The sequence below is a fragment of the Fodinibius roseus genome, assembly GCF_900129315.1.
GTDB classification, from domain to species: Bacteria; Bacteroidota; Rhodothermia; order Balneolales; family Balneolaceae; genus Fodinibius; species Fodinibius roseus.
The window spans coordinates 115,592-141,743 of sequence record NZ_FQUS01000002.1 but is presented as its reverse complement, the minus strand read 5'-3'; the positions used below and the strand labels follow the sequence as shown (position 1 = coordinate 141,743).

General features: G+C 46.8%; 26 protein-coding genes and 1 tRNA gene. 5 read left to right on the top strand and 22 right to left on the bottom strand.

The features are described 5' to 3' along the window. Window positions 1-42 precede the first annotated feature (42 nt). The gene (locus BUB16_RS02525; protein WP_073059253.1) at window positions 43-1,191 is read left to right on the top strand and encodes an aminotransferase class V-fold PLP-dependent enzyme; all 1,149 of its coding nucleotides are present in this window, start codon (window positions 43-45) and stop codon (window positions 1,189-1,191) included. A 167-nt stretch (window positions 1,192-1,358) separates the two neighbouring features. Here BUB16_RS02525 and BUB16_RS02520 read toward each other — a convergent pair whose 3' ends face one another. Continuing rightward, entirely contained in the window at window positions 1,359-3,863 is a 2,505-nt protein-coding gene (locus BUB16_RS02520; protein WP_073059252.1) for a zinc-dependent metalloprotease, read from the bottom strand. A gap of 262 nt (window positions 3,864-4,125) precedes the next feature. On the opposite strand from BUB16_RS02520, the gene BUB16_RS02510 reads away from it, so the two are divergent. After that, the gene (locus tag BUB16_RS02510) at window positions 4,126-4,734 is read left to right on the top strand and encodes a class I SAM-dependent methyltransferase (RefSeq protein ID WP_170864254.1); all 609 of its coding nucleotides are present in this window, start codon (window positions 4,126-4,128) and stop codon (window positions 4,732-4,734) included. A 311-nt stretch (window positions 4,735-5,045) separates the two neighbouring features. Here BUB16_RS02510 and BUB16_RS02505 read toward each other — a convergent pair whose 3' ends face one another. After that, window positions 5,046-5,363 (bottom strand): phage holin family protein, encoded by a 318-nt coding sequence (locus BUB16_RS02505; protein ID WP_073059249.1) that lies wholly within the window; start codon window positions 5,361-5,363, stop codon window positions 5,046-5,048. A 408-nt stretch (window positions 5,364-5,771) separates the two neighbouring features. After that, window positions 5,772-7,610 (bottom strand): glutamine--fructose-6-phosphate transaminase (isomerizing), encoded by a 1,839-nt coding sequence (gene glmS / locus BUB16_RS02500; RefSeq protein WP_073059248.1) that lies wholly within the window; start codon window positions 7,608-7,610, stop codon window positions 5,772-5,774. A 131-nt stretch (window positions 7,611-7,741) separates the two neighbouring features. Here glmS and BUB16_RS02495 point away from each other — a divergent pair, with 131 nt between their 5' ends. Beyond that, the gene (locus BUB16_RS02495; RefSeq protein WP_073059247.1) at window positions 7,742-8,947 is read left to right on the top strand and encodes a putative sugar nucleotidyl transferase; all 1,206 of its coding nucleotides are present in this window, start codon (window positions 7,742-7,744) and stop codon (window positions 8,945-8,947) included. A gap of 13 nt (window positions 8,948-8,960) precedes the next feature. On the opposite strand, the gene BUB16_RS02490 is transcribed toward BUB16_RS02495, so the two are convergent. The 3 genes from BUB16_RS02490 to BUB16_RS02480 all read right to left on the bottom strand — a co-directional run bounded on the left by BUB16_RS02490 (window position 8,961) and on the right by BUB16_RS02480 (window position 11,200). Further along, entirely contained in the window at window positions 8,961-10,475 is a 1,515-nt protein-coding gene (locus BUB16_RS02490) for an SLC13 family permease (protein ID WP_073059246.1), read from the bottom strand. Window positions 10,476-10,538: 63 nt separating this feature from the next. Then, the gene (locus BUB16_RS02485; protein ID WP_073059245.1) at window positions 10,539-10,955 is read right to left on the bottom strand and encodes a PIN domain-containing protein; all 417 of its coding nucleotides are present in this window, start codon (window positions 10,953-10,955) and stop codon (window positions 10,539-10,541) included. After that, on the bottom strand, window positions 10,952-11,200 hold the full coding sequence (locus BUB16_RS02480; RefSeq protein ID WP_073059244.1) for a DUF6364 family protein: 249 nt from the start codon (window positions 11,198-11,200) through the stop codon (window positions 10,952-10,954). The genes BUB16_RS02485 and BUB16_RS02480 overlap by 4 nt, the downstream gene beginning before the upstream one ends. 300 nt (window positions 11,201-11,500) lie before the next feature. Here BUB16_RS02480 and BUB16_RS02475 point away from each other — a divergent pair. After that, window positions 11,501-11,584 (top strand) — tRNA-Leu (locus tag BUB16_RS02475). A 149-nt stretch (window positions 11,585-11,733) separates the two neighbouring features. Here BUB16_RS02475 and BUB16_RS02470 read toward each other — a convergent pair. The 13 genes from BUB16_RS02470 to BUB16_RS02410 form a co-directional block, all read right to left on the bottom strand. Then, a complete protein-coding gene (locus tag BUB16_RS02470) occupies window positions 11,734-12,414 on the bottom strand; it encodes a protein kinase domain-containing protein (protein ID WP_073059243.1) in 681 nt (226 codons plus the stop codon). Between the two features lie 292 nt (window positions 12,415-12,706). Further along, complete coding sequence (locus BUB16_RS02465) at window positions 12,707-13,426, bottom strand: head maturation protease, ClpP-related (protein ID WP_073059242.1); 720 nt, start codon at window positions 13,424-13,426, stop codon at window positions 12,707-12,709. 79 nt (window positions 13,427-13,505) lie between these two features. Beyond that, on the bottom strand, window positions 13,506-14,816 hold the full coding sequence (locus BUB16_RS02460; RefSeq protein WP_073059241.1) for a phage major capsid protein: 1,311 nt from the start codon (window positions 14,814-14,816) through the stop codon (window positions 13,506-13,508). An 86-nt stretch (window positions 14,817-14,902) separates the two neighbouring features. Next, complete coding sequence (locus BUB16_RS02455; protein WP_073059240.1) at window positions 14,903-15,319, bottom strand: hypothetical protein; 417 nt, start codon at window positions 15,317-15,319, stop codon at window positions 14,903-14,905. Window positions 15,320-15,321: 2 nt separating this feature from the next. Beyond that, window positions 15,322-15,789: a phage terminase small subunit P27 family gene (locus BUB16_RS02450; RefSeq protein WP_084087977.1), complete on the bottom strand. Its 468-nt coding sequence runs from the start codon at window positions 15,787-15,789 to the stop codon at window positions 15,322-15,324. A gap of 124 nt (window positions 15,790-15,913) precedes the next feature. After that, entirely contained in the window at window positions 15,914-16,129 is a 216-nt protein-coding gene (locus tag BUB16_RS02445) for a hypothetical protein (protein WP_073059239.1), read from the bottom strand. 204 nt (window positions 16,130-16,333) lie between these two features. Further along, window positions 16,334-17,044, bottom strand: a complete 711-nt coding sequence (locus tag BUB16_RS02440) for a hypothetical protein (protein WP_139240164.1) — start codon at window positions 17,042-17,044, stop codon at window positions 16,334-16,336. A gap of 209 nt (window positions 17,045-17,253) precedes the next feature. Continuing rightward, entirely contained in the window at window positions 17,254-17,544 is a 291-nt protein-coding gene (locus BUB16_RS02435) for a helix-turn-helix domain-containing protein (RefSeq protein WP_073059237.1), read from the bottom strand. A 99-nt stretch (window positions 17,545-17,643) separates the two neighbouring features. Then, window positions 17,644-18,261, bottom strand: a complete 618-nt coding sequence (locus tag BUB16_RS02430) for a hypothetical protein (protein ID WP_073059236.1) — start codon at window positions 18,259-18,261, stop codon at window positions 17,644-17,646. Between the two features lie 44 nt (window positions 18,262-18,305). After that, window positions 18,306-18,551, bottom strand: a complete 246-nt coding sequence (locus tag BUB16_RS02425; RefSeq protein ID WP_170864252.1) for a MerR family transcriptional regulator — start codon at window positions 18,549-18,551, stop codon at window positions 18,306-18,308. A gap of 12 nt (window positions 18,552-18,563) precedes the next feature. Then, window positions 18,564-18,761: a hypothetical protein gene (locus BUB16_RS02420; protein WP_073059234.1), complete on the bottom strand. Its 198-nt coding sequence runs from the start codon at window positions 18,759-18,761 to the stop codon at window positions 18,564-18,566. 11 nt (window positions 18,762-18,772) lie between these two features. Beyond that, window positions 18,773-19,039 (bottom strand): hypothetical protein, encoded by a 267-nt coding sequence (locus BUB16_RS02415; RefSeq protein ID WP_139240163.1) that lies wholly within the window; start codon window positions 19,037-19,039, stop codon window positions 18,773-18,775. A gap of 77 nt (window positions 19,040-19,116) precedes the next feature. After that, complete coding sequence (locus BUB16_RS02410) at window positions 19,117-20,316, bottom strand: site-specific integrase (RefSeq protein ID WP_073059232.1); 1,200 nt, start codon at window positions 20,314-20,316, stop codon at window positions 19,117-19,119. Between the two features lie 634 nt (window positions 20,317-20,950). On the opposite strand from BUB16_RS02410, the gene BUB16_RS02405 reads away from it, so the two are divergent. Further along, entirely contained in the window at window positions 20,951-22,237 is a 1,287-nt protein-coding gene (locus tag BUB16_RS02405; protein ID WP_073059370.1) for a glucuronyl esterase domain-containing protein, read from the top strand. A gap of 160 nt (window positions 22,238-22,397) precedes the next feature. On the opposite strand, the gene BUB16_RS02400 is transcribed toward BUB16_RS02405, so the two are convergent. The 3 genes from BUB16_RS02400 to BUB16_RS02390 form a co-directional block, all read right to left on the bottom strand. Beyond that, window positions 22,398-23,051, bottom strand: coding sequence for a hypothetical protein (locus BUB16_RS02400; protein WP_073059231.1), 654 nt, complete (start codon window positions 23,049-23,051; stop codon window positions 22,398-22,400). 22 nt (window positions 23,052-23,073) lie between these two features. After that, window positions 23,074-24,417 carry a Gfo/Idh/MocA family oxidoreductase gene (locus BUB16_RS02395; protein ID WP_170864251.1) on the bottom strand — a complete coding sequence of 448 codons (1,344 nt, stop codon included), beginning with the start codon at window positions 24,415-24,417 and terminating at the stop codon, window positions 23,074-23,076. 70 nt (window positions 24,418-24,487) lie between these two features. Continuing rightward, window positions 24,488-26,152 carry a RagB/SusD family nutrient uptake outer membrane protein gene (locus BUB16_RS02390; protein WP_073059230.1) on the bottom strand — a complete coding sequence of 555 codons (1,665 nt, stop codon included), beginning with the start codon at window positions 26,150-26,152 and terminating at the stop codon, window positions 24,488-24,490.

Below are 26,152 nucleotides of genomic sequence, written 5' to 3'. Positions count from 1 at the left end.
CAAAGCTGAACCTCTAAACGTGAATCCGTTCAACAGGAAAAAATGGACTGTCAGAAAAAACTCTTTTCGCTCCCCGATAATCATCATTACCTCAATTGCGCCTACATGTCTCCCCTGTTGAAATCCGTGGAGGAGGCCGGTATACAAGGCATCCAAATCAAACGCAGGCCCTGGAACATCACCCCGGAACATTTTTTTGAGGACAGCAGCCGGCTCCGTAACCTTTTTAGCCGGCTGATCAACGCCGGCAGCGCCCGGGACATCGCCATACTGCCGGCAACCTCCTACGGTCTGTCCACGGTCGCCAAAAACATGGACCCTTCAAGAGGCAAGACCATCATCACGGCCGGACAACAGTTTCCCAGCAACGTCTATGCCTGGAAACGATTTTGCAGGACGCACAACTGCCGGATTAAAGCAATCAAAGCGCCGACCGGGTTCAAAGACAGGGGCGAAAGGTGGAATGAGCGGATCTTAGAGGCCATCGATTCCGACACCCTGCTGGTGACCCTGGGGCATGTGCACTGGACCGACGGCACCCTTTTTAAGCTGCAGGAGATAGGCGAGCAAGCGCGTATGGCCGGAGCATACTTCGTTGTCGATGGCACGCAATCGGTCGGGGCCCTGCCTTTTGATGTGCAGGATATTCAGCCGGATGCCCTGATCTGCTCGGGCTATAAATGGTTGATGGGTCCCTACTCCATCGCCCTCGGCTATTTCGGCAAGCGCTTTAAAGGTGGCCTGCCCCTGGAGGAGGGATGGATCACGCGAAAGGACAGTGAGAACTTTTCAGGCCTGGTGCAATACACCGACAAGTATCAGTCAGGCGCCGTGCGATTCGATGTCGGTGAACGAAGCAACTTTGTCTTGGTGCCCATGATGATCGAAGCGCTGCAGCAGCTGATCCGGTGGGGACCCCAACACATAGGGGACTATTGCAGGGAATTAACGGCCGACATCGTGCAGGAACTGCCTCACCTGGGGTACCGAATCGAACAGCCGGCATGGCGGGCAGATCATCTATTCGGCATCCGGCTGCCCGAACATCTGGACCCCGCCGAACTGGAACAGGAGCTCAGCCGGAGAAACATCCACGTTTCGCTTCGCGGTTCCGCCCTTCGTATCTCACCGAATGTCTATAACAGCCAACAGGATACGGACGCTTTGCTCGATGTTCTGTCGCAGCAATAATGGGTGTTAAGGCAATCTTCGCAGCTGTCATCACATCTGTAACCAGCCCGTATGTTTCACAAATATTTATGGTGTACTGTCGTAATCTTATGATACCGATAAACTTACATCGATTTTTGAGAAAAAATTATGACAGCGTCTAACACACAGCAAAATCCGGCTTAGCTCTACTCATTCGGATCCAGGATATGTTCAATGCGACTTTGGACATCCGACAGGTGCGCCCGTGTGGCACGATCGTTTACCTGGTTCCGGGACTGGCGGACCTCAGCCAGCAGCAGTTCAAGCTGGTTGCGGACGAGGGGACGAATATCCGACTGGCTGACATCGACGTCGGTCCACCCGTAGTATTCTTTCATTTCCCCCGATATGTCTGAAAGCTCTTCGGTCATCAGGTATTCCATACGTTCGATATAGGCACGCTGTAAATTGCGCCGGGGGATATCAATGGCTGTACTGCGATTAAGCTCGCTCCAAATACTTTCGCGCAGGTCGTCCATCATTTCAAAGGCGTCGTAGGGTTCGCCGGCGCTTCGGACTTCCATCTCGATTAACCGGGCAAGGCGCTGCGGGTTGGTAAGATCGTTCAGTACCCCCGCCTGCGCGCTGCGCACGTTCTCTACCACCGTAGATTGATTGATCCGGCCCAGTATTTCTTCATTGAGCATCCATTCGGGGGTAACGAAAGCGTGCTCTTCCAGGAAGTCAACGGCCCGCTTCTGGGTGTCCCGCGATACGAACTCATACACCGCTCCCTCCTGGTTATAGGTTTTAAAATTTTCATAAACACCCCCCACATTTTTGGTTACGTGTCCCATATAGCGGCTCCACTGGGTTAACACATTGTCATAGAGCTCCTCCAGCTCTTCAAAGTTTGCCCCCTCGCGCTGCGTCCATTCCAGCAAATTATCAGTAACTCGCTCCAGGTTGGCCAGACCCAAGCGGCTCGCTTTCATCGCATCATGGCCGAGATCTTCATTCTGGGACCGGGGATCAATTTTACCGGCTGTCTGACGGCCGTAAAAATAAAGCGGATCACCTGCCCGCTCACGTGTCCACCCGTTAAGCTGCGCCTCCCGCTCCCGGTCACTCATTGAATCCGGGAACCAGCTGTAGCCCCACTTGATCGACCACTTATCGTATTCGCCGATGGCGGGGTGAAAATTGTCAACGCCGTCCCCGGGCTGTGCGATATAGTTAAATCGTGCATAATCCATGATCGAGGGGGCTGTCCCGTGCGTGGCCGTAAAGGAGGGCGAACGCAGCGAATCGACCGGGAAGGCATGACTCGCTCCCCAGTTATGAGGCAGCCCCAGGGTATGCCCCACTTCATGCGAGGAAACAAATCGGATGAGCTCGCCCATTACCTCATCCTCAAACTGTATGGAGCGCGCTTCGGGATTGGCGGCGGCCGTCTGCACGAAATACCAGTTACGCAGCAGGTTCATCACATTATGATACCACAGGATATCGCTCTCCAGAATCTGGCCTGTCCTCGGATCGTGCACATGGGGGCCCATGGCATTGGGAATATCGTTGGCGATGTATCGAATGACCGAATAACGGACATCTTCAGGGGAAAAATCCGGATCTTCCTCTTCGTCAGGCGGGTCTTTGGCGATAATGGCATTCTTAAAGCCCGCCGCTTCAAACGCTTCCTGCCAGTCTTCCACGCCCTGCTTGATATAGGATCGCCATCTCTGGGGGGTCGCCGGATCGATATAATAGACAATGGGTTCGACCGGCTCAACCAGCTCGCCATCCAGGTAGGCTTCCTTGTCTTCGGGCACCAGCTCATAGCGCGTAATAAATTGTTTTTTATCCGCTTTGTGGCGCTCTCCGCCATATTGCGTCTGGTCAATCGAAAAATATCCCACTCGCTTGTCCAGAGACCGTTTCTTCATTGGGGTTTCGGGCAAAAGGATCATCGATTGATTCATTTCCAGGGAGATCGTGCTTGTAGAGGGATCATCCGGCGGATTATTGGAGTCGTAGGTAAGGATATGACGGGTCTCCACATTCCTTGGGTAGGCTCGAATGCTGTCGATGAAGCTCCGGCTCTGATCCAGCCGGCGAACCTGAAACTCTTTGCGCTGGGCTTTGCTTAATCCACTGATCAGGGGGATATCCGATGTGTAAAAGTCCGTAACGTCGATGACCTTGGTTCCGGTTCCGGATGTGGAGTCCTCCCCGAGGGCTTCAATGTCAAAACTGTGAACAACCGGCTCGTAATTATTATTTCGAACCGATTTGTAGATTGGATTATTCTCATCCGCAATATTTTCATACGAGACGTGCCGCAATAAAATTTTGCTGTTCTTTTTTTGCCAGCGCACGACCTGCTGGGATCGCGCCTTCATGCCGGCCCCGCCGAAGCTCAAGTCATTTTGCGTCCCGGCTATTCGGCTGACCAGCAAAATCTCCTGATTCAGCAGCGAATCGGGGATTTCGTAATAGTATTTATCCTCAACTTTATGAACGGTGAAGAGGCCTTCGTCGCTTTCGGCCCCGGCGGTAATGACGTTATCATACGGCTTATACTTGCTTTCGTCGGCTTTAGCCGCAGTACCGGGCTCTTCTGCTGATGGCTGAAGGGACGCACAACCGGCGAAAAGGAGCATTGCAGTTAAAACGGTTCCTCCTTTCAGACGTTTCCAAACGGGACATTTCATATCAAACGATCATATATCTTTGGGTTATTTTTAGCTGTTGAAAGGTTAAGGTTGTAACGGAATGATTCAAGAGCAGGCTTTGATACAGATGTAAAAAAATATAATTTGGAGTTTATTACGCCGTTATTTAAAATAAACAGGCCTGCTTTGACGGTAACCAGCGTAACATTATATTCAGGAATCATCTAAAAAGTAAGAATTAGCCAATTTGCGTCAGCTTTATTACCTTTAATTTCTTATGGCGAAATCCACTGCTAAACCATTGAAACATCTACTCTACTTTTTTAAGGATTTAAAGCAAACCGGGGCTATAGCTCCCAGTTCCAAATTCCTGGCCAAGGATCTGGTCACCAAGCTCAAAAAAGAAGTGGTTTGCGATACGTGCCGTCCTCTCAAAATCCTGGAATTAGGTCCGGGTACCGGTCCGCTGACCAAGGAAATAGTGAAATATTTGCGTCCCCAGGATATGCTCGATATCGTGGAGATCCACAAAAAGTTTTATCAGATCGTTAAAAGCCGGTACCGGCAGCCCAACCTTCAGGTTCATCATGCCGACATTTTACAGTTTCAGCCCGACTATACATATGATTTCATCTTTTCCAGTCTCCCGTACGAAAATATGCCGGAAGAAATCAGCCAGGAGATCTGGAAAAAAAAGCTGAAGCTCTGCTCCTCGGACGCCTGTATCAGCTACTTTAAATATGTGAAATTTCGAAACTTTAAAAATGATTTCGAGGAAGAGATCGTCAACAAATACGGCCAGAATAAAAAGATTGTACTCCGCAACCTCCCGCCGGCCAAAGTCTATACCCTCGAAATCAATGATAACGGCGAAAGAGTTCCCCTGACAGAGAATACAAACGTGGCCTAAGTGAGAGTAAAGCGTACTTTGCAATGGCCGCTTTATTGTCCATATCAGCCGTTTTGGGCATCCAGCATTCTCACAAGAGGGCTTTGCAAAACTGTTTTTTCGCCCGATCGCTACATTTTCACAGTTTCAACCTTATGTATAATGTATAGTCTATGCACTGCGGCTTTGAAGGCGCTCGAGCTTTAATAATGATCAAACAGCCCCGGTTTTCAAAGCGCGCTCTCACATATCCTTCTGTATGTGCAGCGCTTTCGAATGTGCTCGGGCTTTTATTTGATAGTGATCAAATCCATTGAATTTGCAAATGTCAGCTAAAAGAAAATTACGTTCAGCAGAGAGAGCAGGATACTGAAGACCAGCGCCCACCAGAAGTTTTCGATTTCCAGTCCATCCACCACCGCCGCTATCAACAGGACCATAAGAGCGTTGATAACCAACAAAAACAATCCGAGGGTAAGAATGGTAATGGGCAGCGTCAGAAAAATAACCACCGGTTTTACAAAGGCATTCACCAGCGCAAGCAGAATGGCCGACCAGAGCGCTGTCCAGTAGTTTTTGACGTGAATCCCCCTTAAAAGATAGCCAATCGCCAGGACGCCAAGACTGTTGACAAGTATTTTCGTAATCATAGGTATCTGATTTATTCCTGTTTAATGTGGATTATTCACAATGAAATTTGGTTTTGGGCAAGGCGGAATATAAATGGAGGCGGAGAGGTACCTTTGTACCTTGAGCATCCATTTGCATTCCAACGCAGCACAGGAGCAAATTTCGCAGTCACCATTTTAATAGTTCAAAAAAAAAGACCTTATTAAATTCTAAGGCTTTAACAAATAATAGGATAACTAATACTTCCATATTATTCATGAATAATCCAGGTTTAAAAAGTATACGGACATTCCGCCAATATGTTTTGACAAACTCATTCCCGGCTTAAAAATGCCTCTCCCGTTATCCACATAGTTTTCCACAATTCACGTTCATCCTGTGGACAGATGTGGATAAACTGCATGAGAAACTTTTCCCTGCCAGGAGGACTATTCGACCGTCACGCTTTTAGCCAGATTCCGCGGCTGGTCGACGTCACAGCCGCGATTGACCGCAATATAATACGACAGCAACTGCAGCGGGATCGCGGTCAGCAGGGGCGAAAGGCAGTCTTCGGTTTCCGGAATGGGACAATTGAATTCCGCCAGGTCGATCACCTCGCTGTTTTCTTCGCCGGTAATCGCGATAATGCGTCCCCCGCGGGCCTTCACTTCCTCAATGTTGCTGATCATCTTGTCGTTCGTATGGTCTGTCGCGGCAATGACAACCACCGGCATCATTTTATCGATCAGTGCGATGGGACCGTGTTTCATCTCCGCCGCCGGGTATCCTTCGGCATGGATATAGGAAATTTCCTTGAGCTTCAGGGCCCCCTCCAGGGCCACCGGAAAGTTGTAGGTCCGCCCCAGGTACAGGAAGTTGGGAGCATAGGTAAACAGCTCCGCCATATTTTTTACCGACTCGCTGTGGTCGAGTATCTTCTCAATCTTTTCCGGTATGCCGTTGAGCTCCCGGATCAGCCGCGCAGCATACGCACTGTCAATCGTATTTCTCTTTTGTCCCAGCAAAATAGCCATCATTGTCAGAACCGCCACCTGGGTGGTAAACGCCTTGGTAGACGCCACCCCGATTTCCGGTCCCGCATGCGTGTACACGCCGGCGTCGGTATCCCGGGCGATGGTTGAACCGACGACATTGCAGATCCCCAGGGCAAGGGCCCCGCGCTCTCTGGCCGTACGGAGCGCGGCCAGCGTATCAGCGGTTTCGCCGCTTTGCGAGATAACAAGCATCACGTCGTCCTCGGAGATAAGCGGCTCGCGGTAGCGAAATTCAGAGGCGTATTCCACCTCTACCGGGAGTTTGGCCAGGTGCTCAAAGAGATATTCTCCCACCAATCCCGAGTGCCAGCTGGTGCCGCAGGCCGCTATGATCAGCCGTTCAGCCCCCTCCAGCCGATCCATAATATCCGTGAGTCCCCCGAGCTGTACCGAACTGTTCTCCACGTTCAGGCGTCCCCGCAGGCAGTCGGCCAGGGCCCTCGGCTGCTCGAAAATCTCTTTCAGCATAAAGTGCGGGTAGCCCCCCTTCTCTATTTCATCCAGGCTCAGCGCCAGCTCATGTACTTTCTTCGTAAGCGGCACATCTTCGATTGTTTTGACTTCATACCCCTCCTTGGTGACGATCGCCATCTCCCCGTCGTCCAGGTAGACGACCTTGTTCGTGTGCCCCACGATCGGGGAGGCGTCCGATGCGATAAACATCTCCCCGTCGCCAATGCCCAGCAGCAGCGGAGATCCCTTGCGGGCCACAATAATACGGTCGGGCTCATCAATATGAAGGATCGCCAGTCCGTAGGTACCGACCACCTGCTTCAGGGCCAGGCGGACCGCCTTCTCGAAGCTGACACCCTCGCCATCTTCATAGACCTCTTCTATCAGCTGGGCAATAACTTCGGTATCCGTATCCGTATGGAACGTCCGGCCCTTGTTTTTAAGCTCCTTCTTAAGAGAATTATAGTTTTCAATAATGCCGTTGTGGACGAGGGCGATATTTCCGGACTGGCTTACATGCGGGTGCGAATTAATGTCGTTGGGCGCCCCGTGGGTGGCCCATCGCGTATGCCCGATCCCGGTATCCCCTTCCGACGGATCAGCCTCCAGTTTATTTTTAAGTGTCTCGACTTTGCCTTTTCCCTTCTTGATATCCAGCTGACCATTCATCAAAGCAATACCGGCCGAATCGTAGCCGCGGTATTCCAGCCGTTCAAGTCCCTTTACAATGATGTCGCTGGCTTGTCTATTCCCTATATATCCTACTATTCCACACATAAAAACGATCTAAAATTCGTGATGATTATTTATTATACTATCTCTCTGTCTCAGCTAAATGAGATCTCAATTTATCATTCTAACAGGGATTTTAAAATAATAGAATAAAAATTTTCTAAGGGGGACCACAAATGAATTTATGTTTTTATGAGGATGAAAAACTTACGGACTTTCATCCTCTCACGCTCAGCCGTCCGATAGATGACCTGCGCATCGGTATTTTTACGATCAGGCAAAAATGGCTGCATTCGCTGCAGGCGGACTCCTTTGCCCGGATTGTCCGTCCCGACCTCCGGGGGGTTTTCGGGTCCGGCAACCTGGCCGGGGAAGAGGATTGTCTCTGGATTAATGCCCGATACCTCCCCTCCGAGGACCTCGTCCGGGAAGTCCAAGCACTGAACAGGGGCACCTGCCTCCGGGTTAACTCCACCGTTATAGCTGCGCGGGTGGACGCTCAAACCTCCCAAAACTGGATCGACAACGGGAGTCCCGCTTTCAACAACCTGCTGGTCGTAGAGTCGCAACCCTTCCCCTGTCTCCGCTTTTTGTGGGATTTCATCCGGCTTAACGGCCGGGAGATTATACGCGATTTCCAGTTCGTACGTTCCGGAAATGCCGGCGCCGCGAGCATTTCAGAGCGGGTCACGTTTGAGCGCAGAGAGCATATCACCATAGAAAAGGGAGCCACCATCGAAGCCGGGTGCGTACTCGACGCCCGGGAAGGCCCCATCTACATCGGGAAAGAGGCCACTCTTATGGCCGGGGCCCTTCTTCGCGGACCCATTGCCGTATGCGAGGGGGCCACCGTCAAGGCCGGGGCCAAAATGTATGGAGACACGACCGTCGGACCGGTCTGCAAGGTGGGCGGGGAAGTCGATAGCACGATTTTCCACTCCTACTCCAATAAAGCCCATCACGGCTATATCGGTCATTCTGTAGTGGGACAGTGGTGCAATTTCGGGGCGGGAACCACCGTCTCCAATTTAAAGACCAACTACAGCAATGTGCGGGTCCACCACTGGGAGAATGGAGAGGAACAGGACACCGGGCTGCAGTTTGTGGGTATTATCATGGGCGATCACTCCAAAACGGCCATTAATGCGGTCATTAATTCCGGTACCGTGACCGGCGTCTGCTGTAATATTCTCTCCCGTGATTTTCCGCCCAAATATATTCACTCGTTCAGCTGGGTCGGGTCCAATGTCATCCAGCCCTACAAAATTGACAAGGCGCTCGACACCATGGAGCTCATGATGGCGCGCCGGGAGGTCGAGTTGTCGGAGGACTACAAAGAGATGATGCGGCGTATTTTTAACCAGAGCCGACAAGCCGGTTAAAAGGCTTTGGGGCTCATAGCTGGCTAAGCAGGAGCGCCTGTGAAGCCCACGGGGGAAGAACGCCCGGTTCAACTCCAAAAACCAGATTGATCAGGGTGAAAGCGCCGGCCGTCAACAGCACGATAAATATCAGGTTCAGCCAGAGCCCGGCATTGGACATCTCCGGTATCGTAATTTTGCCACTGCCATAGACAATAGCGTTCGGGGGCGTAGCCACCGGCAGCATGAAGGCGCAGCTGGCCCCCAGGGCGGCAGGGACCGCCAAAAGCAGGGGATTTTCCCCCAGTCCGACAGCCACGGAGGCCAGGATAGGCAGAAAAGCAGCGGTCGTAGCGGTATTGCTGGTCATTTCGGTTAGGAAGATAATCAGCGTAATAACCGCGCCTATGAGCAAGACAATAGGCCAGCCGCCCAACACCCCAACGCCCTGACCGATCCATTCGGCCAGGCCGGTGTCACTGATGGCCGAAGCCAGGCTCAGTCCCCCTCCGAACAGAATCAGCACGCCCCACGGGAGCTCTTCGGCGTCGGACCAGGACAGAAGGAACTGCCTGTTTTTGAGATCCACCGGGATAATAAACAGCGAGACCGCCGCCCCGATCGCAATGCCCGCATCCGACAATCCCGGCAGAATGCCGGTCAGCAGCGGGCGAATAATCCACATCAGTGCGGTGATGAAGAAGACCAGGGCCACCTTTTTCTCGGCGCTGCTTATCCTGCCCAGTCCGGTCAGCTGGTTTTGAATAAGCTTTTTACCTCCCGGCAGCTCCCGGAGATTAATCGGGTATATCACCTTGGTCAGCAGCAGATAAAGAAGGGGCAGCGATACCAGCATAAGCGGCACGCCCAGCATCATCCACTGGGCGAAACCGATCTCAACGCCGTAGTTTTCGCTCATAAAACCCGCCAGCAGGGCGTTGGGCGGCGTCCCTATAATGGTCCCCATCCCCCCGATATTGCAGGCGTAAGCAATGCTCAGCAGCAGTACGATTTCAAAATTCAGCTTCCCCTCCTCCCCCGCCATCTCCTCGCGTCGATCCTCGACAAGCTGTAAGATGGAGAGCGCGATGGGCAGCATCATCAGGGCGGTAGCCGTATTGCTGACCCACATGCTTAAAAAGGCGGAAGCCAGAATAAAACCCATAACAATGGAGGAGGGCTTGACGCCCACATAGCTGACGATATTAAGAGCGATTCTCCGGTGCAGGTCCCACCGCTGCATCGCCACCGCAATAATGAACCCTCCCATAAAAAGAAATATCAGGGGATTCGCATAGGGAGTCGTCGCATCGCTGATAGACACGATATTCAGCAGGGGCAGCAACACCACAGGCAAAAGTGCGGTAACGGCAATAGGCAGCGCTTCGGTAATCCACCAAACCGCCATTAAGGAGGCAACCGCTGCGGTACGCCATCCCTCCCGGGAGAGTCCCTCCGGGACCGGCAGGTAAAGCAGCACAACGAAAATCACTATTCCGGCGGCAAAACCCAGCCGTGTTCTAAGCCAAGACGATGTTTCCTTCACCATACTATTTGACAACTTATATTCTCCTTCTTCAAGATCGTACGTTTAAAGGAGGATAAGGGATTATTACAAAACATCGGTCGCATGTAAGAATTCAGAAGGACTATAAACCGGGAGCGTGCTTTTAGTAAAATCTTTTTGATTTCTGGTAATAATAGCTTCTAAATTAGCATGGATGGCCGACTGATAGAGCACACCATCTTCATAATCTCTGAAACCATTTGTCAATGCGCCTTCCAATATCACCCGATTTACATTAGCAACATGGTAAATTTTGAGTAATTTCCCGACGTTTTTTTCTGCCTCCGTGCGCGACAGTGCTTTTTCCAGCAAATAAAAAATGGTCGTCACCGTTGTGCCGCAAATCCATCCATCTATTTTGCCCTGTTCGGCCAACCCAACAACCTGTGATGAGTTCTCAAAAAAAGGCTCCCTTTCCAAAAACAGATCTAATAACACGTTCGTATCGCAAAGCACCTTCATGTTAGAAATTTATCTTCCAAATGTTTTTTATAGTCTTCTTCTCCAATATTTTTGTTCTTTAAAATACCGGCCAGGGAAGCAGTGACAGGAGGCAGTTCTTGAATAGCAGAAGAGGGCTCTTCTGTTTCAATAAGAGCAAAATAATCAGCCACCATCTGGGACACCGACGTACCTTTTCGTTTTGCATGTCTTTTGGCTCGCTTAATCAGCGAATCATCTAACCGGAGCGTTAATTTACTTTTCATAACAAGACGTATTACATTTACTTTAATATACGTCACTCAAACGAAAAGAAGCAAAAAAATTATATTTGTCCAAAGGACTCTTAAATGACCGATTGTTCCTCTTGATTTTTATCCGCCCTGAATTCCCAGGGTCTGTCCCACTTCCACGGCCGGCGGGAAAGCGAAAAACAGAGAAAATAATATGCCCGGGAACCAGAGAAGTAATACAGCACCCGGAATAATTTCAGAAATTAAGTTGAATTTTCTCCCCAAAGCTCCCTATATTTCAATTCCTCAAAAAAGGGCTGTGTTACATTTCATGCCCAAGTGGCGGAATTGGTAGACGCGCATGCTTCAGGAGCATGTGGCCTTATGGCCGTGGAGGTTCGAGTCCTCTCTTGGGTACTTTTGAACCTTTAAGTAGTTGGCGCCCATCCTTTTATATATTATGGTACAAAGATAAGTACAAACAATATTTACCTACGGGGAGCTTGTAAATACCACGCTCCCTTAAAAAATTAATCCACTCTCTCTTTTATTTACTGTGCGAACGTCTACTCTTTTACCAGCCGGCGGGGTGCGCTGGGCTGGGCTTGCCTGTGAGCTTCTTCAACTTCCCTTTGGCGGCCTAACTCCTTCCGTTTTTGTATTCGGGCAGCTTCGATAAACCCTTTAAATGTCATCAACTGGTGAACCATAATTAGCATGTCTTTGGACGTATCCAGGTGATGGTTATCCCAAATTTTGCAAAACTCAAAATCACCAATCACAAAATTATCGTCCTCATCCAGATATATTTCAATATCTGCATTCAACAATATTCCCTTGCTGTGCAGATACCCACATGCTTTAATAAGATCATTTATTTTAGAATCGATATAGTCAGGTTCTAACCGCTCCAATGGCCAGTCGCGGAAAATATGATTATTAAATATCCCAGGCTTTATCCTTTCGGTTACATGCCATGGGTATTCAGCCTCCAAATTATAATCAATCATATTAATTATGTTCGGATGATCCGTAACCCGCCGCAATGCTCTTATCTCTTTTCGCATTAACCTTATGGATCTTATTTCAGGGTCTTCGTGTTTACTCACCAATCTGATATGGCCTCTATCAGGTGCTTTTTTTAGAACATATTCTCCCTCATAGTCTGGATGGGATACTACAAAAACACGATCCTGTTTAATGATTTCTTCTACTTCCCAGGCTCCAAATTGCTGTTTTTGTCTCATAGCTAAAAATATACGTTTACTGCCTAAAAACGGCTTTCATATTTCGATTGTGAGCGGCGATCTTTTGGCCGGCAATACCAAACCATTCACCTTATTTTAAAAAAGGCATCCCCGGCCACAGGGATGCCTCACTTGTAGTAGGCAAGACCTGTCGGCCTTGCTTATTGGCTGAGAGAATACCCGGACTGTTATGCGCCTGGGAAAAATACAATAAAAACCAGCCACCAGTCCGGGAACAAAGCGCGCCGGTAGAAACCTGTTAAAACAACCGGCGCGCCACGAGGTAAACCTCTTAAAGTTTCATTTTTCTAATCGCTCGGGCACGCTTTTGATCTTCAGTTACCGGAGTAACATTTAAAGAGCTATCCTCCGGAAGGGTTATACCCATTGCATTTAATATATTGCTGTTTATACTTGCTGCTGCTTTCATCGGTTCAAACTCGCTATCAATAAGTCCGAACTCCTTGGCCTCGATGCTATCCAGGAACCGGCCGCCGCCGTCGTTTTCATTCATCAAATCCAGAAAGTAATCCGATTCTCTGCCGGCGCGCCGGGCGTAAATACCAGCAATACGGTTATCAATCTTATCCAGCGTCTCAATCATGTCCCGCATATCGTTCTGATTGCCTAAAGCCATACCCCAGGCGCGGTGGATCAAATAAAGGGCGTTACGGCTCATTTCCCGCTCATCTCCGGCTTGTGCTATAATAGTTGCAGCGGATGCCGTCATCCCATACACTTTGGTAACGATCCGGGCGGGATGTTGCGCTAAGGCATCGTGAATTGCTAATCCGTCATTCACAAAACCGCCGGGGCTGTTGATATTGACAATGATTTTTCCAGCATCAACATCTGATATCTCCCGCAGCTTCTTTTTTACGGCCGGAGTGGTGTTAAAGCTGTATTCTTCTCCGTCGTATTTGGCCCCGCCAATTTCGCCATCAATATCAATAACAGCGTTCCCTTTTCGGTTGCGGTTGATACTTAATTTTAACCTTGGTATCTGTTTCATGCCTTAAAATGGTTATCCCAAAATTTGGGGCCAAACCCTCAATGAAGAGGGCAAGGCCCCTGGCCTCAGAAATGTTATATTAGGCTGATGCCTCTTCGATCCGTACAAGGGCCGCCGGCCGGAAGGTCGCTATATCAAGTCGAGCCGCTGCAACCCAAAGAGATCCATATTTTTTAGCAGATGCGCCGCCTCTGAATTGTTCTATTGTGATTTGAAGACGGAAACCATAAACCACATTTGAAAAGTCGCCAGCGTAAGCGGTACCATCCGCAAGGCCAGAAGTTACATAATTAGGAATATCTCGAATAAAGCTCGGGGCATCCTGGTAACGTCCGTTGTTATCCGTAGTCAATGCCAGGGACTGCCAAACGTTGGGATCGTGAATGAAGCTACGGTTATCTTCCGGAACGTTATTGTCATAAAGCGTTTTAGACGCATTGACGAAATTGCTCCAGTCGGGATCCCCGCCGTTGGTGTATTCTTCGGTCTGGGTAATAACACTGGAAAGGCCTTCAGGCTCATCAGCGGTTCCCGCACCGGTGAATGTGGCATTTAAAATTCCCTCATTGAGTGATCCTACAAACGCGTTGGTCAGAGCCTCTTCAATATTCTGCGAATCCTGTAAGGTCTCCCGGCCAATCTCGGTCATACTCAAAATGGTCTTCGGATCCATGCTTACCGGGGTAAAGCTGGGATCAGTAGGCGTTTCTTCGGCCATTTCAGAGTGCCACACCGCGTCCGGATCAGAAGATGTTTTTACGAATTTTGTTTCCCCTCCTTCCAGTTCGATCGTTCGGGCTCCGGCTCCATTTTCTTTCAGTAATGGATTCGTTGCTCTCAATCGGTCTACGAGCTCCGCAGCGATATGAACCGGTAATTCGTAGTTATCCGATGTTACCGAATTTTGGATAACTTGCCGCTCGGCATTATTGCGGGGACCTTGCACAACGGCACGCAGATAGCTGCCTAAATCTACATCACTATACTCTCGATCAGGTTGATGATCTGCTTTCAGGCTTTGCCCTGGGTGATAAAGTCGAATCTTACCCTCTTCATCAAGAGCGCGGCCGCCTTCAGGTTGGACACCGCCAGTGGCAGCCCCTGGCAAAAACTTTGAAAGATCATTGTTTGAGGCAATACTTAAATCATCGGTAAGCGTTTCCAGCTCTGCAAAGGCATCATCAATCAAGCTGTTTTTCATTTCAATTTTTCCATCAATTTTGCTGATTTGACCCTTGATGTTTTTAAACTTCTCGTTCCATTCATTTTGGGGTAAATCATCATCAATCTGATCAGCCCTTTGCGTTAGGTCCCTTTTTTCCGTCCGCAAGTTATGAATCTCTTTGCGGGCGGTTCCGATTTGTTCTTTTAGCTGTCTTACGCGGTCCATAAGTCGTAAATTCTTTTCTTTAAAATTTATCTCGCCAATAGTTACTAAAATGCCAGTCCAATTTCATTGGAACATTGTTCCATTTGTTAATTATTAACAAAATTTTTGCAAGTATTCCGGAATGAATCGTATCCAGTGTATTTTGTTTTGTTGAAAGTTTTATGGTATTCAAGTTCAACGGCCTGATATGCCTGATCATAAGTTTCATACTCTGGTATCAACTCAATAAACCGTTTGTGAAATTCTCTTGGATCTGCCAGGTATATGTAATCAGTTGTTTGTTCCTCCCCGTCGGTCAGCTCCGAGGCCTCCGGCTTTAGCTCCAGTTCTTCAATCAACTTCTTTTTTTCGGCCATGATCCGGGCCAGTCGGTTTATCTTTTCTATTGGCTTATCCTTAATCTTTTGTTTTGCAAGAAGCGTATTCACAATATCAAACCATGCCAGCATTCCATCTTTTGACAAGTCATTAGGCGGTGTTATTTCGCTTAAATCGTTATTCATAGTTACCAGTTTTTAGCTTTTCCGTCCCCATAGCTCTTTGTTTTAACCTCGTCAACCATAGATTCGGGGTTGTTAGCTTCTATTTTTGATCGGCTTGCTGGTGTCGCTCCGAACTCGGAAAGCATAGAACGAACGCGGTTCCAGGCATCCGATCGGCGGGCGTTGGCCGGGTGGGGACGCTTAATTGTGTTGCCCTGATTGGTTTCAGTTTCGTAAAACATGCCTTCACGCTCTATAATTAGCCGGGCCTGCATAAACTCCTCCCAGGCATCACATAAAAGGATCAAAGCATGTCTATCTGATTCAGTAAGTATGCCTAAATCAGTGAAAAGAGTACGCAACTGCTTAAAAGCCGTCCGCGCACGTGCCGGCAACCAGTGCGGACACTTAACATCACTTGGACTGGGCCCGGATGGGCCCTTGCCAGAGCCTGGATCGTATAATGATAATGGTTTGTTCTTACGTGCCATAAAATGTGCTTTTTGGTTTGAGTTATCGCTTCTGAGAAAAAAAATATATTAGGCGAACGGTTTAGACGGATCAGCCCAAAACCTCGACTGCCCCCCCCTTTAAAGGAAATGAGGGCACTTTATGTTAATTCATTCTTGTGCTGCGGTCCGTTAATGCATCACCGATCGAAGCAATACCATAATCCAGTATGTTCATCGCAGCCTCCTCAAATGATAGTCCGGTGCGCTGCTGCCACAGTTTAATTACATTCTTTTGCTCCGGATACATCTTTATTTCTTCGGTCTGAATCTTGTCTCCCAGCATCTCAATGTACTGCTGGTACTCACTTATATCTGCCATAGCTTTTGAAATTAATTAATCATTAAATTTTGACCGGCGGCTGCTCTTCACTCCCTGCGGGGCTGGCTGGTACCGGACTGTTGGTCTACAATCAATTGGAAGTTAAAAAGAAAGCGCGGGTATGAGAGGCCGGAAGCCTCGAATACTCGTTTGTATATATGTAATGTTCTATATGTGTTCTATATGTTCATTATATAGATTCGCTCATTTTGTCATATCCATGATTTGCCCATTTGAGCAGGCGATTTGCTCATTTGCGCGAATCGGATTTTTAACCTGGTATCGCGGTTCATTTATGCTGTACCACAACCTATGGTCAGTGGGTCCTTTTTTGTAGTACTTCTTTGCGATTAAGACACCCTGTTCAATAAGTTTTTCAAGCCGATATCGGATCTGTCGGGTACTCAAATAGGGATGGTAACGGGATAAGGCCTCCCGGGAATTGTAGGTCCACACCCGGCCGTCTCTGATATTCCTTTCCGCCGCCAAATTAAGATCCAAGTACGTTCTAAGATTCTGCAAAATTACTGCTGCTTTGATGCCATATAATTCAGCATCGGCAACAGAAAAGAAGTGCATCCTCGAGCGCGCCGGATGGCCAATAATTTGGTTGATCCACTTAATAGCCTCCGTCCTATTTTTAAAACCTTTCGCAATACGAACGAGTTTCACAATATCGCCTTTGGGATTATAGTCGATATCCTCATCGTATTTATTCGATCCCACATCAAAGTGCGGAACGTACCCGCCGGTACGAATATTCACTGATAGCGAACGGGCAATGTTCGGATTTTCTACATTATTCACCCAGTCGCCGTTTTTGGGTTTATCCCTCCAGCGTATACCCAGCTCACTAAATATTTTATGGACCTGGTCCGGGCTTAATTGATCTGCAAAATTGTTGTGTTTCCCCATCTCAACACCTCGGCCGCGCCGTTTTGGTATTACCGTCAAGGAAAACCCGTCCCGGGCATACATGCCGGATCTCCAATGTCATAGGAGCCAAAAAGAAGACCTCATATAACGAAGAGTTCCTGGATGCCAGGAAGCGATAAACTTCATCCTTAATGTCAGTTTCAAATATTTTGCGCGCCGATGTTGTATCTCTAACCTGGTATAGCATATCATTCCCCCGCAGGATTTACCATGTTCTCATGTAAATAATCTTCGATCCCATCGGTGGGAAATAAGATTCGGTGATTCTCCTGGGAATATGGGATCCGGTCCTGGGACTTCAGGTAATATATTGTCCTTTTAGACCAGCCGGTAAGCTCTGCCAGCTCCGAAACGGTTAACCACTCTTTGCGCTGGGCTTTCCGGAGTATTTTAGGCAGCTGCTGTTCAAATAGGGAAGCAACCGACTCTTTAACAGTCTGCTCCAGTTCTTCTTTTGACGTGATATATGCTTTGGGCATGATGCAAGAATTTTTGTTTCGTATTATAATTCTTGCATAAGTTACTCCATAATCATGGCAACTCTTTAAACTTCAAGTTTAATTATCGGTTTAAAGAGTTTAAAAAATCCTTTCTGAATTGTTTTTGAAATTGTTTAACCACCTATAAAGAGTGGTTTTACTCGGTAGGTCGGAAATTTCCTCCAAGTGTTCCTTAATGAAATCCGCATTAGTAGTGTTAGAGTTTGCTGAATGAAGCCCCTCTGAATATGCTTTATTCAGCACTATTTCCCCTTTGTGATGATTCTCTTTTTTGATCCCGGAGTCTTTACTCGATACAAATTTTTTGATTTTTTCCTCTGGAGTTAATCCTAAACTCTCCCCCTCAATAAAAGTAAGTTGTGATTTATCATAGGCTGGAAATCGATCAGTTTGCTCAACATATTCTTTTATTCGGGCCTGGATGTCTTTTGCACTCTCGATCCCATTTTTAGCCCAGGGGATATCCTCTATGATTTCATTAAGCATTGATTCATCATACCAATCAGGCATTGAGTTTTTTATATGATGCCCATCGGCTTGTTCAAGCTCCACGATCCTATCTCGTACATTTTGTCTGAGATTGGATATAATTTCATCGGCATGATCGTACAACTCTTGAATTTCAGTGATATCCAGTTTTACGATGTAGACAAACCGCTTTTTTACCTTTGAATAATTCTCGTTGTAAGTATCCATAATAAAGATACCCCGGCACTGGGGCCGGGGCGCTTAATTAACGATTATCTGCGTTTTTGACGATCAAGAACATCAATCATCTTTTTGCTTTTGAGGCGGCCGTCATTCAGCATACGCCAAACGGTCGTTGTGCTGCATCCCAGGAACTCTGCGATATCACACACGCGCATTCTCACGTCCAGGCGCTGGCGCTCGGCCTTCAGGTGCTCTATTTCCTCCCGCTGGGCCTGGATGACCTGGCTGGCTTTATCTAAATGGTATTTTGCCTCACTTAGTTTTGTATGGCTCATCTTATTACACATTTAATTCAGGTTTGGAATATCCTTCAGCTTATCCTGTTTCCGATTCCTATGCTTTACCGCTTGCCATTTTTTAGAAATGTTTAACATCATTTCCATACCAACCCTTTCGGCAAGTTCCGGATCCTCTTCCTCAATTTTATCTAAAAGGTTATGTGTGTCTTTAAGCTGATTGTTGACGAACTTTTTTAAATAACTCATAATTCGAATTTTTAGGATTCTATATTATTAGATTCGTTTTTCAACATTTGAACCCTTTGCTTTAGACTACGGGATATCCCTCCCATCGTAATGAGCATCCTGCAAAGGATCCCAAGAGTTTCATTGTTATTTGCTTCGAATGCCTTGGCAACTTTTAATAGATTTCTTTTGTAGCGCTCCGGTTCGGTTTCCCGTATTTTTTCTAATTCGTCAAGAAAGCTTTTTAAAAGCTCATCATTTGACATTTCCTTTAAACTCTGATTATTCGTATTTTTCATAACAGGCTCCATTTTTGGAGTTAGTGAAAGCCTCCGACCTCATCTTTGCGGATATGCCGGGGGCTTTCGTGTTTTAGTTAAAAAAGTGTACTCATATCGCTGTCCAGCTTATCCTCATCAAAAGTCTCCAAATACTCCTGGGTAGTTTCCAAATCTTTATGGCCTAAAGCCTTACTGATAGAATATAGACTCATCCCTTTGGTAAGCGCGTGGTGAGCGAACGAATGCCGGGAAACATGAAAGCTGATTTTAGTTTCGATCTCTGCTTTCTTCCGGATCTTACCCAGCCATTTATTAACCAATACATTTTTACTACCAATTTTCCGCCGCAGTTCGGCCGGATCCGCATAGAGTTTATCCAGGATTGGAAATATCAGGTCCTTATCGGTTGCATCATCGCGCCGGTAATATTCCAGTATCTCGAGCATGGGCTCTTGCTGTTTAATATTTTTGAGCCCACCGGTTTTCATCATCTTGTATTTCAGCCTTCCATCTTTCAGGTTTTTCCACTGAAGGCAGCAAAGATCACCAAAACGGATACCGGCATTGTAAAAGCTGAAAAGGAAATAATTCCGGGTATGCCATTGGTTGGATCCCGGCTCTAAATCTACATCCTTAATGGCTTTTATTTGCTTGATAGACAGGCGCGTTTTTTCAACTTCGTTACGTTCCACCTTTTCTACCTGCAGGAAAGGATCATGGTTAATAGTTCCCGCTTTAAGCAGGTGGTTAAACAACCCTTTAAAGCTGGTTAATTTGCGGCGCGTAGTATTCGGATTATTTCCAACCTCTTCCAATAGGTATTGTTGGAAGTCCTCAATGAAGGCAGCATCCACTTGGTTTACATCCATACGGGTATCCCCCAGGAAGGCTTCCAGGTTATTAATCAACACCCCCACTTTCTTCCATTCATGATGCCGCTCTGTCCCTTCCAGGCTGTCATGATACCGCCTGGCCACCTTTATGAGTGAGTTATAATCATTCTCCTTAATCTCGGCTTTGAGGGTATTTATATCTAATTTACCTTTGCGCTGAAGCTCATTCCTTTTATCCTCTGCATTATATCGCAATTCCCGGAGCCTATAATTCAATACGTTGCTTCGGGGATGGGTCCCGCGAACCTTTTGTTTGGTGGAGTTCCAATATTTTGGTAAAATGGAAACGCCGGTGGACAGGTAACGTGATTTTCTGTTTTCAGTCAGCCGAATATAGATCGGAATGGTACCATCGTTACGCTTTTTCCGCTTCCACTGGGTGAGGTTAATAGTTAGTCCCATAGCAGACGTTTATTTTGGTGGTACAAACATAGGTACAAACAATGTTTATAATCTTGTGCAAGTCTCTATTGCACAAGCTACCAAAATATACGTTTAAAGCAAATAGATGCAGTTTTATTATTTTGTGGTATGATAGGCACCACAATAAATAAGTCCTCTCTTGGGTACTTTTACATACCCTGAGTGATTTTATTGATTAAAGTTACAGTTCGTACTGTTTTATTGAATAATCATTTCTTTTTATGGTTTTTGTGAAGGTGTTACAGCCTTGCAATTATACCTGGGGACAACTGTAGGACAGCTCATTTCTTTTTAGGCAGGCATAATTATTTTCAAAAAATAACACTTAAATTGTGCGAACCAGTTCCTATAGTGCTCCCAGCCTTACCATGCCGGTTGTTGTCGAAAACAAAAGCCGGGAGCGGATAATCACAACACCAGCTCACTCAAAGGACTGCTTAATTCGTTTCCGGATGATGTAATTGATTTCCACCAGGTCGACCGGAAGGTTAGCGAAGACAGAATAATTCATCTACTTTAATAGTGGAGAAGGAATAAAAATATAGCCTGTCGATTATCAGTCGACAGGCTATCAGAATCCCATTTATTGATAATTGCAACTTCACATAATATTATGCTAAAACTCCTGAAGTATTGTATACTGACTTTAATTATAACATTCGTTTCGCTTCACATAACGAATGCACAGCAAAAATCCTGGCCGGCTGTCACAGAACTTCCTGCTTTACAGCAGTTTCCTGATCCATTAGAAATGTTTGATGGCACGCCTGTTAACACTATTGAACAGTGGCGCGAGGAACGCCGCCCGGAGATTATCTCTCTTTTTGAATATTATATGTATGGGCAAGCCCCCCCATCACCTGAAAACTTCCGTTATACCGTCGATAATATTGACAGAGAGGCCCTGGATGGTAAAGCTACACGTAAGCTTATAACATTGCGTTTTGGTCCTGATGGGACTCCACCCGTTTCACTTTTATTGATTATTCCAAACAACCGTGAGGGACCTGTCCCGGTATTTTTTGGCTTAAACGCTGCAGGCAATCATTCTCTGATGGATGATCCGGCTATACCACTTACCAAGGCATGGATTAAAAACAGTTACTATGAAAATACAGATGATAATCAGGCCCATGACAAGCAGAGAGGTACGCGTAGCGATAACTGGCCATTCGAAAAAATTGTAAATCGCGGATATGGAGTGGCAACGATGTATGCCGGAGAAATTAGCCCTGATTATGATGGAGGATGGATGGAAGGAGTTCATAAAGGGTATTTTAAGAAAGGGCAAACACATCCTGAACCTGATGAATGGGCCGTTTTAGCTGCCTGGGCATGGGGCCTTGAGCGAGGTGTGGATTATCTGGTGGAAGATAAAGAGGTAGATAACAGTGGGATCATTGTTATGGGGCATTCCCGACGGGGTAAAGCAGCATTACTTGCAGGGGCTTTAGATGAGCGCATTGATATAGTAATACCACATCAGGCAGGAACAGGTGGGACTGCACCCAGTCGTTCCTATATAGGGGAAAGTGTTAAAGCAATAAACAGAAACTTCCCTCACTGGTTTAATGACAATTTTAAAAAATTTAATAATAAAGTAGAGCGCTTGCCCTTCGACCAACACCATCTCTTTTCACTAGTAGCTCCACGAAACCTTTTGCTTACCAATGCTACGGAAGATATTCATGCTGATCCCCATGGCCAGTTTGATATGCTTGTAGCTGCTACTCCGGTATATGAGTTATTTGGTGCAGAGGGAATTAAAACAGATATATATCCTGAAGTGAATACATTGGTTGACTCTCCACTTGGTTATTTTGTCCGGCCGGGAAACCATTCTGTTATTGATAAAGATTGGGAAATATGGCTTGACTATTGTGATAGATACATCCAGTAACCTATTTAGGTTTCAGATAAGGATGTGCACGCATCAAGACCTGAAAATAACAGGCAGCTACTTATCCGACCATTCAAATACATTATAGGTCTTATGGAGTATCATTGTTGTCAGGGATAATATCAACGTACTTCCCACTAAATACCTGTCAGATTTCCAATCAATCAACGCTCTTCCCATGCACTTCTATCCAGTCCAATCGCGAAGAGGCCGCCGACCCTCCCCCTCTCATCAGATCCGTAACCCCGATCTCCATTACATCGGAAAGATCCGGCTCTTCGACCACCCTTCCTTCTATTACTTTTTCAATATCCAGCGATCGCCACGTGATATCATCAATATTTATTTGCTTGACCCGCCAGTCCGTGGACCATCCGTCGCACTGATCGCTCACCAACCATTGTCCGCCTGCAAGTTTTACGATAAGATACAGGCAGCGCATACCGCTCTGCTTAGCTCTCCAGGTAACATAGGCGCGTTCACTGAGGTCGACGTTAGCATCTTTTTTCTGAAGGGTCACAGCCCAGTTTCCCTCGCACTGGCCCGACCACATATAGAAGGGATCATCGGCCGGAACTTCGTGATGACTTTTCTTGATCTGATCCGCTCCGGGACCATACAAGCGTAACACCAGATCTTCATTGGCTACATGGTTCTGGTTAATCGGCGTTGCCGGGGGAGTCTCTGTCCAATCCTCTCGGAAAAACACCTCCGACTGGGTTTGCCCGTGCACTACCGTGAGGGGTAGCATCGTGAGGATACCCAACAGAAATATGGACAAGACATGTACGCCGTTGTATGTGCTCAATATCATAACTGGTGCGGTTCGCAGTTGATTATATTGTTTCAGGCATCAGATACGGAGCCCGATATTCCCGGTACAGATAGCCATTGGCTTCGGGATCATTTACAAATTTTTCGGTGTCCGGGTCAAACTGTAGCTTTCGACCCGTGCGGTGGGAAATATTGGCCAAATGGCAAAGCGCTGCCGAACGATGCCCCTCGATAATATTATTACGAAAAGAATCAATATTCCTGTATCTGATGCAATCGATAAACTCTTGCCATCCATTAATAGTCTCATCCTCAGGAACATCATCGGCAGACAAGCTGAAGGCCGGCTTCTCTTCCCGGCCGACGTAGGCCCGATACCCCCCTCCGTTAATCTCCATCCATCCTTCATCGGTATAAATAATGGTAGTTCGCGGAGAACCACCTTCATAATTGGTATACAAACTTCGTACTTCCGATTGCAGTAGCATACCGTCCTCGTACTCATAATGCGTAGTAAGAACATTAGGGGTCTCCCGGTCGCTGTCTCGTCCATACACCCCTCCCGAACTGTGCACGCTCACCGGATGAGTCTCTTTCTCTAAGGCCCATCGGGCCACATCAAGTTCATAAATTCCCAAATTGGCAATATCTCCATTGCCGGTATCCCACATCCAGTGCCAATTATAGAGAAACCGATTTTTATTGAAAGGCCGGTAAGGGGCAGGACCCAAAAATTTATCCCAGTGTACGCCCTCCGGGATGGAGCTGTCCGGAGTTTTCCCTATACTCTCGCGGTAGGCATAAATTATCGATTTAGCCATATAGGGGGTGCCCAACTTTCCCTTGTGAAGAAGTTGTACACCCTTATGGACCGCCCGGTCAAATCTGCGTGTCATGCCTGCCAGCACCACGCGTTCATACTTGTTCGCTGCCTGCACCATCTTTCGTCCCTCGGAAATATTATGGCTTACCGGTTTCTCGCAATACACATCTTTTCCGGCCTGACAGGCCCAGATCGTCTGAAGCGCGTGCCAGTGGTTGGGTGTAGCCAGGGAAACCACATCTATGTCACTGTCATCTAATAATTCGCGATAATCAATCACTGTCTTAGGAGATGTGCCATATAATTTTTCAGTTTCCTTCACAGCTGCAGGGAACAATCGCTCATCTACATCACATACCGCTGTCACCCGCACATTCGGACATTGGGCATAGCCCAGAATATGACGCATCCCCCTGCCCCTGGGAATACCCCGAACACGTGGGCGCTCCCCGCTTATCCCCACTACGGCTACGTTGATTCGCTCATTGGGACTATCACTGACTAAATTTCTGATAAAGGCGGGAGCAGCTATCATTCCTCCTGCTGCAGCCGTTCCTTTTTTTAAAAACGTTCGGCGGTTCATAGATCCCATCATTCACCTCTTGTCATCTTATTGTTTGTAATATTTTTTGGTTTCCATATTAAATTTCATCTTAATAACCAGGATTTTGGCTATCAATGGCAGAATTTTGATCAATCTCATCTAAAGGAATCGGGAACAATATCTCTTCAGAAGGATAATTCTCAAGTTCAGGATCATCATATTTCCAACTTTCATCCTCAGGTAAATAGTCGGAAAAGAAATGACATTTCACTGCTGTATCACTGTGAAATATATTTTTAAGTTCATTCCACCTTATAAGATCCCAGAGACGTTGACCTTCACCCGCCAGTTCGACTCGCCTTTCATGTCTTACGGCTCCAACAAGTCCCCCATATTTGGCTGGATCCTTGGGAGGCATATTGACTGAGGCTCGGGAACGCACGGCGTTAACCCACTCCATTGCTTCGTTATTACCTTGTTCGGCGAGAGCCTCGGCAAGAATAAGATAAAGATCCGCCATACGCATTTGTGGCTCATCCATTCCAGCTCTTCGAACATCCGCCAGATGACCAATATTATATATTAATTTTTTATAATTCATACCGGTTTCTGACCATCTGTAATCATATTCGATAGTATCTCCGGCAGTATACGTTTTATCGTAAGAGATTTGCTCCCCATTCTCATTATACGTTTGATGCGTATAGGTATAAGGCTCATCTCCTTGGTAAACTCCAAAATCGTCACCGGGAGTCCATAAGGTATAATCACGGCGGGGATCTTCCTCCTCATATGCATCATAAAGATCCCGTTGGGGTAAATTATAAGCTCTCCCTGACACACCAAATATATCAAATTCCGGCGGATTATTAGAAGGTATCCGATTTATTGTTGCACCGGTGTGCTGTCCGCTCGGCTCCTCAACAAAAGTGAAGTAAAACAACAACTCCGGATTTCCCTCATTATTTATATCAAATATAGATTCATAATCATCAACCAGATAATGTCCTGATTCCTCCGCAATATTAATCGCATCTCGAGCAGCGGTTTCAGCCGAACTGTAATCTTCTCTGTACAGATACGCTTTGGCCAAATATGCTGCAGCTGCGGCTTTAGTAGCACTACCTTGCAGAGAAGATGGCCATGAAAAAGGAAGATTTTCTTTAGCAAATTTAAGGTCTTCGATAACTTGACTAAAAACTTCTTCAGATGAAGCCCTTGGTTGTTCAAATTCATCGAAACTACTAAGTGTTTCGGTAATTAAAGGGACATCACCATAAAAGTTGACCAAAAAAAGGTAAGCAAATCCTCGAATAAAATGAGCTTCCCCAACATAATTATTAATTTTCTCCTGGGATACTCCGTGATCTATCAAAGCGGGTATTTCTTCGATCGCATAGTTTGCCGCATTAATAGTCCGATAAAAATTAGGCCAGTACGAACTCATATAGAGTTGATCCTCATCTATAATCCACTGCTCCTGAGAAATATATGAGGCGATATATGGTCTCCAGCCAGAATCATCGCTCATGGCATCAAGCATATTGGAAAGATCTCTCCGATACATCGTAAACGATCCACGCACAATCGGGCGATAGGCAGCTGCCACAGCCTGTTGTGCTGATTCTTCATTTACAAAGAATACTTCGGGGCTAGGAGTATCTTTTTCATGCCGGTCCAAGAATTCATCCCCGGTTATATGATCACATGAAGAAAAAGATAAAAATCCCATTGCAATAACAACGATTACTAAATAACATCTCAATTTTTCCAT